This window comes from Pseudomonas sp. AC083 (assembly GCF_979253165.1).
On the sequence record NZ_CEEDDH010000194.1, the window covers coordinates 1 to 261 of the forward strand.

At 63.2% G+C, this 261-nt stretch carries 1 protein-coding gene; it reads left to right on the plus strand.

Going from position 1 to position 261, the window contains the following annotated elements; all coding sequences use genetic code 11:
• Positions 1 to 21: 21 nt before the first annotated feature.
• Positions 22 to 261: hypothetical protein (locus AC0IXA_RS27685; protein ID WP_471814943.1), on the plus strand; the 240-nt coding region annotated here is incomplete at its 3' end.

Below are 261 nucleotides of genomic sequence, written 5' to 3' on the forward strand. Positions count from 1 at the left end.
TCCGGGTCCCTGGACTCCTTCATGTTCTCCATACCCTTGGTCGCGCTTAACGTGGGAGTGAGGCGCCGCCTATCGCTGTTCTTGAACCCTCGGACGCCCGTGGCGGCCGACTGGACCTTGCTGGCGGAGGAGATGGGCTTCGAGTACTTGGAGATCCGAGAGCTGGAAACGCGCCCTGACCCCACTCGCAGTTTGTTGGATGCCTGGCAGGGGCGCTCTGGCGCGTCTGTCGGCAGGCTGCTAGAGCTGCTGGCCTTGTTA